The 8,263-nt window shown below is 56.3% G+C and carries 6 protein-coding genes; all 6 read left to right on the plus strand.

Features of this window, described 5'->3' with window-relative positions:
• The first annotated feature begins 155 nt into the window (after positions 1 to 155).
• Positions 156 to 2,876 carry a hypothetical protein gene (locus NTX59_08575; protein ID MCX5785732.1) on the plus strand — a complete coding sequence of 907 codons (2,721 nt, stop codon included), beginning with the start codon at positions 156 to 158 and terminating at the stop codon, positions 2,874 to 2,876.
• An 8-nt stretch (positions 2,877 to 2,884) separates the two neighbouring features.
• A complete protein-coding gene (locus NTX59_08580) occupies positions 2,885 to 3,682 on the plus strand; it encodes a hypothetical protein (GenBank protein ID MCX5785733.1) in 798 nt (265 codons plus the stop codon).
• Between the two features lie 112 nt (positions 3,683 to 3,794).
• Positions 3,795 to 4,718, plus strand: a complete 924-nt coding sequence (locus NTX59_08585) for a tetratricopeptide repeat protein (protein ID MCX5785734.1) — start codon at positions 3,795 to 3,797, stop codon at positions 4,716 to 4,718.
• Between the two features lie 68 nt (positions 4,719 to 4,786).
• Positions 4,787 to 6,238 (plus strand): RtcB family protein, encoded by a 1,452-nt coding sequence (locus NTX59_08590; protein ID MCX5785735.1) that lies wholly within the window; start codon positions 4,787 to 4,789, stop codon positions 6,236 to 6,238.
• A 694-nt stretch (positions 6,239 to 6,932) separates the two neighbouring features.
• Positions 6,933 to 8,057 (plus strand): RidA family protein, encoded by a 1,125-nt coding sequence (locus NTX59_08595; GenBank protein MCX5785736.1) that lies wholly within the window; start codon positions 6,933 to 6,935, stop codon positions 8,055 to 8,057.
• Positions 8,057 to 8,263, plus strand: a 207-nt coding sequence (locus NTX59_08600) for a hypothetical protein (protein MCX5785737.1), incomplete at its 3' end; no start/stop codon positions are given. The genes NTX59_08595 and NTX59_08600, both read left to right, overlap by 1 nt.

Consider the following 8,263-nt stretch of genomic DNA (forward strand, 5'->3'; position numbering starts at 1 on the left):
AGGTGTTGACCTATTTTTTATTAGCGGGACAGCCTGGCGGCAACTTTGTGGACATGACATATAACCCTAAACTTTTTTGCGGCCGGCCGGGGAATTCAGGAAAAAGATCACATATATTCCGTAAATTAATCTGCCTCGCGCGGGGGGAAGCCTTTGTGTTCGCGGCGGCGGCCCTGCTTGTTTCCGCTTTCTCGGAGGGCGCGGCTGCGGCGCCGTTGCGCTTCGCTCTCATAGAGAACGAACCAACCGAGGTCACGCTCCAGTTAGTTCAGGCGATAGAGCGCGTTCTGCGCGAAGCCGGCGCCGATGCGACGCTTGATTCCGTTGACGAGCTGCCGTGTTCATTTGCCGGCCCGGATTATTATCTGCGCCTGTCCACGGGCGCCGCACCGTCCGGGACCGCGGTACTTGAATCCGATTCGGAGATCATATTTGTCTATCCGCCGGTTGCATCCCTCATAGCGGCGCTCAAAAAAGCCGCGGCAAATCCCGCTACGTTCCGGATGCCGGATTCCAGGCCTTTGAACGAATCCCAGGCGGAAACCGATGTCGGAACCACGCCCGATCCTGAGGCTTCCGTCATTGCGCATGCCAAACTATATCACCCGGTTTCGGGACGCCTGCGCACGGGACTTGCCGCCTACTACCGCCTGCATTGGAAGGGGGGCGATGTCACTATAGTGATGGTCGGGCGCAGCTATGGCGGTATCGGGCGGCTGTCCGCCGCGGCGGCGCAGGAGGCCGCGAAAGGCCCGCTCATAGGCCTTGCGCGCGGAGGGACTTTCGGCGCGGATGATTCGGACGCGCGCGGCCGCGCCGCGCTGGAGATGCTTGAGCGCGCGGGGCTGAAGTTTTCAGCCGTTTCAGCTTCGGAAATAGAGAACTGGCCCGCGCTTGAGGCTTACCGCCGTGAGCGCCCCGCCGGGATACAGTATTTATCGGCGAACCTCGTTTTTTCAACCGCATCCGAGCGGACTATATTGCCGCCGTACGCGGTCTTTTCAGTTCCCGGCGCGCGCGTGGCCGTTGTCGGCCTCACACCGGCGTGGGCCGGACGGCTGCTCAAGCCCGCAAAGCTGGCGGACTTTAAAATTGAAGAGCCCGTTGCCGCGGTCAAGGCGCTGATACCGCGCCTGCGCGCGGAGGCCGACATTGTAATCGTCCTTTCACCATTGGACGCGACCGACAACGCGCGCCTGGCCACTACAACGCGCGGCCTTGACCTGATATTCGCGGATGACGCGCCGTTTTTGACTTTTACTCCGCCCCCCGCGAGCGCTTTTGAACAGTCCGGCCGGCAGCAATTTGCCAATACACTGCCGCCCGTGTACGCTTACTGGCCCGCGCTCAATATCGTTGAGGTGGAGCGCCGCGCCGACGGGGACCGCGTAATGTGGAAGATGGCTCAAAGCGCGCGCCTGCTGGACGACGAGGTGGAGCTCGCCGCCGATTCACCGGAGCCCGCTCTAAAATTCCTGGAAGTCGCCCGTTCAACCGATGTCCCTATACTGCCGTCAGCGCGCGAGGTCTTTCCTCAGTCCGAGCGCGCCGGCCTGCCGGTTTACGAATCTCGCGACTTTTGGACGCTTGCGGCCGCGGTGCTCGCTTGGCGCGCCCGGGCTGAGGCCGCCCTCTTACCCGCGCCGGGGCTGCAGACTCCAACCGTCGGAGCGGTGCGCGAGAGCTTTGTGCGCCAGTGGCTTGGCCCCGCCGACGAGGCAGTGCTGGCGCATATACCCGGCTCGCAGCTTAAATCGCTTTTCGACGAGGCCGCCGGGCAGAAAAAGCGGGAGGCCGCCGGCCAGCCCTCCGGCGGACGGATACGCATGGCGATTTCGGGCTTTGACTCGGAAAAAGGGCTTGTGAGCGGAGTACCGTTCAATGAGAAGGATACCTATCTTCTTGCGACTTCCCGCAGCGCGGCCGAGGCTCTCGGCTTGCCGGCGCCCTACGCGCCGCTCAGGGACGCGCCGACCGTCGCGGCCGCAGTTATTGACGGACTGCGCGCTCTTTCCGGGACCGCAACGCTTGCGGATTGGCGTTCATGGATGACCGGCAAACCGGTCAGCGAGCACGGTCTCTGGCGGGTCAATTTCCGCGATATAGGCCTGAATCTGCGCCAGGTAGGCGTTGACCGCCCGGCCGGCTTTGACCAGGTGCCGAATTCGCGCATACAGGGTTTCAATGAGCTGACTATCGGCGGAACCCTCAAGACCGATGTCGAGTATCTGCGCAGCGAATACAAGTGGACCACCACGCTTGAGATGGATTACGCGAAGGACCGCCTGAGCCCGCGCAATGCGCCGACGATTACAAACCTTGCCGCCAACCGTATTATGCTGCTGACCCTCGCCACGCGGCGCGTGGGAGGCACCCCGTATGGCTGGCTCGCCGGCGCCTGGGGCCCCTCGCTCGGCCTGCAGGCCGACGGCGAATTTCAGGCCGTGCCCGGCCTGCGCAGAAAGCAGGTCTACAGCGTTTTCCCCGGCGTTGAATTCTATGACGGCTCGGTGGTAAAGACCCTTGAACTTACGGCGGACATCAAGCGCGATCTCTCGCGCGATCCGCCGAACACCCAGACCGGTCTCCGCGTGAGGGCCCTTGTTTCAGCGCCGTTCGGCCCCGGCGGCGCGAAGCTGGAAGGGGAATTTTGGAATAACTACTTTTTTTCTGCGCACGGCGACAGCCCGACAGACCTGCGCGTGGAGGGCGACGCGAACGCGAGGCTCAGCATTCCGGTTCACAGGCATCTGTCCATCGCGCCGTTCGTGGATCTCTACTGGTTCTCGTTGAAGACGCGCCCGCTTTGGGGATACAGTCTGATGACCGGCGTCTCGCTCCGTTTCTCGCGGTTATGGAAGCCGCAGTACGAGTAGAAAATAGGATGAATAATAAAAAACCCTGGTTAATTGTGCTTCTGGTTCTTTTCACGGGGCCGGCGGCTTTTTCCGCCGGGAAGAAAGCGGAGCTGTTCTCGCGCGCGGATGTGGCCGCGATAAAAAAAATAGAACCCCGGCTGCGCGGGGCGTATCTGGATATATTTCAAAGCAGCTCGAACCCGGTGGCCGCTGAAACGGCGGGGTTCCTGAAAGAGCATCCGGAAATATCCTTCAGGATAGGGCTTACGGACGACGAGACCGCGCTGAACTGGTGCAACAGCAAAGGAAAGACCGTTTACACGGACAGCAGGTATCTGAAAAAGTACTGGCGGCTCGGCAGGCTTGCGGGGAATGAAAAGGTGTTCCGGAGTTTTATCCGGGAGAACGCGGCTTTTATCGCGCATGAATTGACGCATATGCGGATATCGTTCGAGTGGCCCTATTATAAACTGGACCCCGTCAAGCTGGGCCGCAGGCCCCTGACCGCGGAATGGAACCTGCGCTATTCCAACGCCGGCGAATATCTGGCGTATCTTGTCGAGCAGACCTATGTAGGATTTGAAATGGCCCGGACGCCCCGCTTTGTCTCCCGGATGGCCAACCCCTCTTACAAATGGAGATGGGAATATTACTCCGCCGACCCGGAAAAATACTGCCGGAAAGTTCTGAACATCCCCTGTTCGGAAGCCGGATTGGAAGATATCAAAGAACCGCTCTATCCCGAGCTTGACGACTATTACAAGTCCAAAATCCAACAGTATAAAGTACTCCGGGCGGAGCTTCTGTCCCGAAAAAAACATTGAAATCCCGGTAAAGTAAGAGGCGCGATATTATCTTTTTTATTGTTGCACCATTTAAGTCTTTTGTGGTAGATTTAAGATCGTCCCTCATATTATTTTACACATTGGGAGCTATATGCGAAAAACGGTAAAACTGGCGTTAATTACCATAGTTCTGACCGGTGGAACTCTGGCCGCGCAGCAACAATTTGTCTCACCGGAACCCGGAAAAGAAGCTTTCTATAAATTTTACAACCAGGCTATAAACGCCCATATGACAAGCAAGTTCAGGGATGCCGAAGCCTCTTATTACGCTGCCATGACGGAGGCGGTAAAATTGCCCGGAGCAACATGGGAATATGGACGGTCAAGTGTGCTGTTCGCAACGGCGTACCATATACACGGGTATCTGCCCGAAGCGGAAAGGTTTTACCGGGAAAGCCTGGACTATAACTGCAAGAACAATCCTGAAGGGTGCTTCATGGGAATATCCGGCCTGGGCAGGCTATATCTTCAGCAGAACAAGCTTGGCAAGGCCGGACCTTTCCTTGAGCAAGGATTAATATTGTCGCGGCGGGAAGAGGAGAACGTCGAAGAAAAATATAGTACTGCCGATGCTTTATCCGCATTGGCGGAATTTAATGAAAAAAAGGGGAATCTAAAAAACGCGGAAATTTTTTACAACAAAGCGGTCGCAATATTCCATAACAAGGAGACCGCTTTTCCGTTTCAGGTTTTGGACGCCGAACTTATGGACTCTTACCCTATTATTCTCTATAAAACCGGGGAATTTTACCGCAGGCAGGGAAATATAAAAGCGGCGAACAATTTTTATACCCGCGCCCTGCGCGCCTGGACCAACTGGACGGAACTGGACTCCAGGCCGGCGTTAAAAGCCCGCGTTCTTGATTATAAGGGACGCACCTTGAAAGCTTTGGGTGACAGGAGCGAGGCCGCTGAGAACATAAGCAGCGCCCTTCGGCTGTACAAAACGCTCTATAGAGCCAAAGATTATCGTATTGTGGAAGCCGGCGCGCAATCAGCCGCGCTTAAAAAATAACCGCCGGCGGCGCACACGCCTGAGCCCCCTCCCGGATCACGGGGAAAAAGGCGGCAGGTTATTGTTTTATGTCTGTTAAAAATCCGCATATTAAACGCCTGGACCCTTACAGGCTTGAGATAAGCCCTTCCTATAAGCGGGGCATGAACGCCGCCGCCGTCATTTACGCAGACTCCGCAATAGAAGAGTTCATTGAAGCCGAAGCCCTGGAGCAGGCGGCAAACACCGCTACTCTGCCGGGTCTGGCCGGGCGGGCCCTTGTCATGCCGGACATACACACGGGCTATGGTTTTCCCATAGGCGGCGTGGCCGCTTTTGACGCAGGAAACGGCGTAATTTCACCCGGCGGCGTGGGCTACGACATAAATTGCGGTGTTCGCCTGCTGGCCACAAGCCTGGAAAGGCCCGGCATACAGGACAAACTTGAGGCGCTGGCGGCCGCGCTTTATTCCCGCATTCCCGCCGGAGTGGGCGTGGGCGGCGGCATACTGCTGGGCAGGCGTTCGCGGGAAGAGCCGCTTATAAAGGGCGCCGCCTGGGCGGTTGAAAACGGATTGGGCCGGCCTGAAGACCTGCTGAACTCGGAATCAGGCGGCGTTATGAACGGCGCCGACCCGCACGCGGTGGGAAGGAGCGCCCTGGAGCGCGGGAGCGGACAGCTCGGCACGCTGGGGTCCGGCAATCATTTTCTGGAAGTGCAGGAGGTGACGGACATATTCGACGAAGCCGCCGCGCGGAGCTTCGGCCTGTTCAAGGGACAGGTTACCGTAATGCTGCACACCGGTTCGCGCGGCCTCGGCCACCAGGTCTGCACCGATTTTATAGAAGTCATGCGCGGCGCCGCCCGGCGTTACGGTATAGCCCTGGCCGACCAGAAACTGGCCGCGGCTCCTTTCAGGAGCGCCGAGGGACAGAAGTATTTCGGCGCCATGCAGGCGGCCGCTAATTACGCCTGGGCGAACCGCCAGGCCCTTACAGGCCTTACGCGGGAAATATTCGGCGCGGCGCTGGGCCTGGGGGAAAGGGCGCTGGCCATGAATCTGGTTTACGATGTGGCGCATAACATCGCCAAACTGGAAGAACATGAAGTGGACGGCAAAATGATCAAAGTTGTGGTGCACCGCAAGGGCGCCACGCGCGCCTTCGGCCCCGGCCACCCGGAACTCCCGCCGGCCTACCGCGCCACCGGCCAGCCGGTTATAATACCCGGCGACATGGGGCGCTGCTCTTATCTGCTTGCCGGCACCCGAAAGGCTATGAGCGAAACTTTTGGCTCAGCCTGTCACGGCGCCGGGCGGCTGATGTCGCGCCACGAAGCCGTAAAGCGCGCCCGCGGCAGGGATATAGCGCAGGAACTTGCCGACAAGGGAGTATGGGTACGCTCAGCCGGGCGGGGAACGCTGGCCGAGGAAATGCCGGAAGCTTACAAAGATGTGGAAGCCGTGGTGCGGGTGGTGGCTGAAACCGGAATTGCCCGCCGGGTGGCCAGGTTCAGGCCGCTGCTTGTAATAAAGGGATAGGGATATCAAGAAAAAAGGCAAAAGGTGTTAATGCTTAGTGATTCGGTAACTGTTTCCGGGTCCTGTCAGCAGGGGCACCCCGCAGAACCGGGGTCCTCCAGCGCGTCGGCCCCTGCCATCCTCGCCCTCCACTGACTGCAAGCCCAAGTCGGGCTCCGGAGGCTTCTGCGAAATGCCCCTGCTGCCACCCCGTTTAATTTACTCCATAATACTCCCTTAATTACTGAAATATTACAGCAACAGTCTTTTTAAATGAGGGATAGACTTATCCTCGAAGAATTGACATAATCTTTTAGGGTCTTCCGACTTTAGCATGGATAGCTGTTGATAGGGTTCGCGGGGCCTGTCGGGGGTTTGGGTTCCAAAAATCAGGGTCGGGACACACCGTGCCCGCCCTTCCGTTCCTCGGCCTCGCCGCTTACGTAAGTCTCGGCCTCCGGACGGTTTTTTCCACCCAAATCCCCGTCACCCGCTCCATTGATTTGCCTGCCGCGCTCTTATCGGATGATTTACAAACACCGAAGACACTTATCATTTTCATGCTCATCTTGCGTTGGAAACATGGAAATTCTCAGGCTCATCCGGCATTGGATATTTCTAGCGGTAGACTTATCCTCGAAGAATTGACATAATCTTTTAATAGTCATTTAAATAAATTCGCGAAGATATAAGGCTTGCAGACAGGAGAAAGGTCGTGGACAGCCTGGCAAATATACAGAAACTATCAGGTCCGGGGATTTACTCAACAACTATCTCCCGGCACAATCTGAAAGAGATCTATATTTCAGTTTATCCCAATGCGGGTGAACAATTCCCGGCCATGATCGATAGGCTGGCCCATTCGCTTAAAACACAGAACGCCGAGATAGTTAAATTTGACGTGTTCGGACCTCTTAGCGAATCCGGCGCATTTATAAAATATCTGGAGAATGCATTTGGCCGGATAAACTGGCCGGTTACCTGGGTTGAGGGCAATCGTTATCCCGGAAGCGGCATAGCAGGCATACAGGTACATGCCGTATCCGGCGTTAAGGTTGAGACAATATTCCTTGACGCTAAACCTGCAGCGCGTGTTTTTGAAGATAATCTCGCAAAATATTGTTTTATCGGGAATGTAAATCCGGATGTTTCTTCTGTCCCGCGAAGTGAACAAGCCCGGCAAACCCTGGAAAAGCTGGAAAAAACGCTGGGACTGGCCGGGATGAAGGTGTCAAACATTGTGCGCACCTGGTTCTATAACGCTGACATTGTTCAGTGGTATGCTGAGTTCAACGCCGCGCGCACCGGGTTTTTCAAGCAAAAAGCCATTTTTGGCGGTTTATTGCCTGCCAGTACCGGTATCGGAGGAAATAACCCCGCTCATAGCGCGCTTATCGCCGGCGCCGTATCGATTCAGACAAAACAAAAGAACGTCATTATACGGGAAGTACTATCGCCCCTGCAGGACCCCGCTTCCGCATACGGCAGTTTGTTCAGCAGGGCTGTGGAAATAGTCATGCCCGATCATCGCTGTGTTCTTGTATCCGGCACCGCAAGCATTGACATCAGCGGGAAAACCGCCCATATTGATGATATAGACGCGCAGATCGCGTTTACCATGAAAGTTGTCGGGGCTATACTCGCTTCCCGAAAGATGGGCTTTTCTGATATTACCCGGTCTATTGTCTACCTTAAACGCGCAAAAGATATCGCCGCTTTTAATAACTATTGTCAAGACCATGAAAAAACCGGCTTTCCCATGATCGTCCTATGCGCTGATATATGCCGTGACGATCTTTTGTTTGAAATTGAGGTGGATGCCATCTCAAGGAGTATATAATGCGTAAAATACTCAGCCGGAAAGTGACCATGATCGTTGCTGTTGCCGCGTGCGTATTGATAGCGTTGCTGGTCACTTTGCTTAAATCCGTTCTAAGGATAGATGATATTCTGGCGGCCTATGATGAAAAAGCAAAATACGGCGAGCTGACTATCGGCTATCCGTTGAATAAGACGCTTTTTCCCCCGGAAATCGCGCCGACGACA

The sequence above is a fragment of the Elusimicrobiota bacterium genome, from assembly GCA_026388155.1.
GTDB lineage: Bacteria > Elusimicrobiota > Elusimicrobia > Elusimicrobiales > UBA9959 > UBA9634.

Excerpts from the sequence above, each read along its gene's own strand:
- NTX59_08580 (MCX5785733.1), top strand. The coding sequence starts at position 2,885 with ATGAATAATAAAAAACCCTGGTTAATTGTGCTTCTGGTTCTTTTCACG.
- NTX59_08585 (MCX5785734.1), top strand. The coding sequence starts at position 3,795 with ATGCGAAAAACGGTAAAACTGGCGTTAATTACCATAGTTCTGACCGGT.
- NTX59_08590 (MCX5785735.1), top strand. The coding sequence starts at position 4,787 with ATGTCTGTTAAAAATCCGCATATTAAACGCCTGGACCCTTACAGGCTT.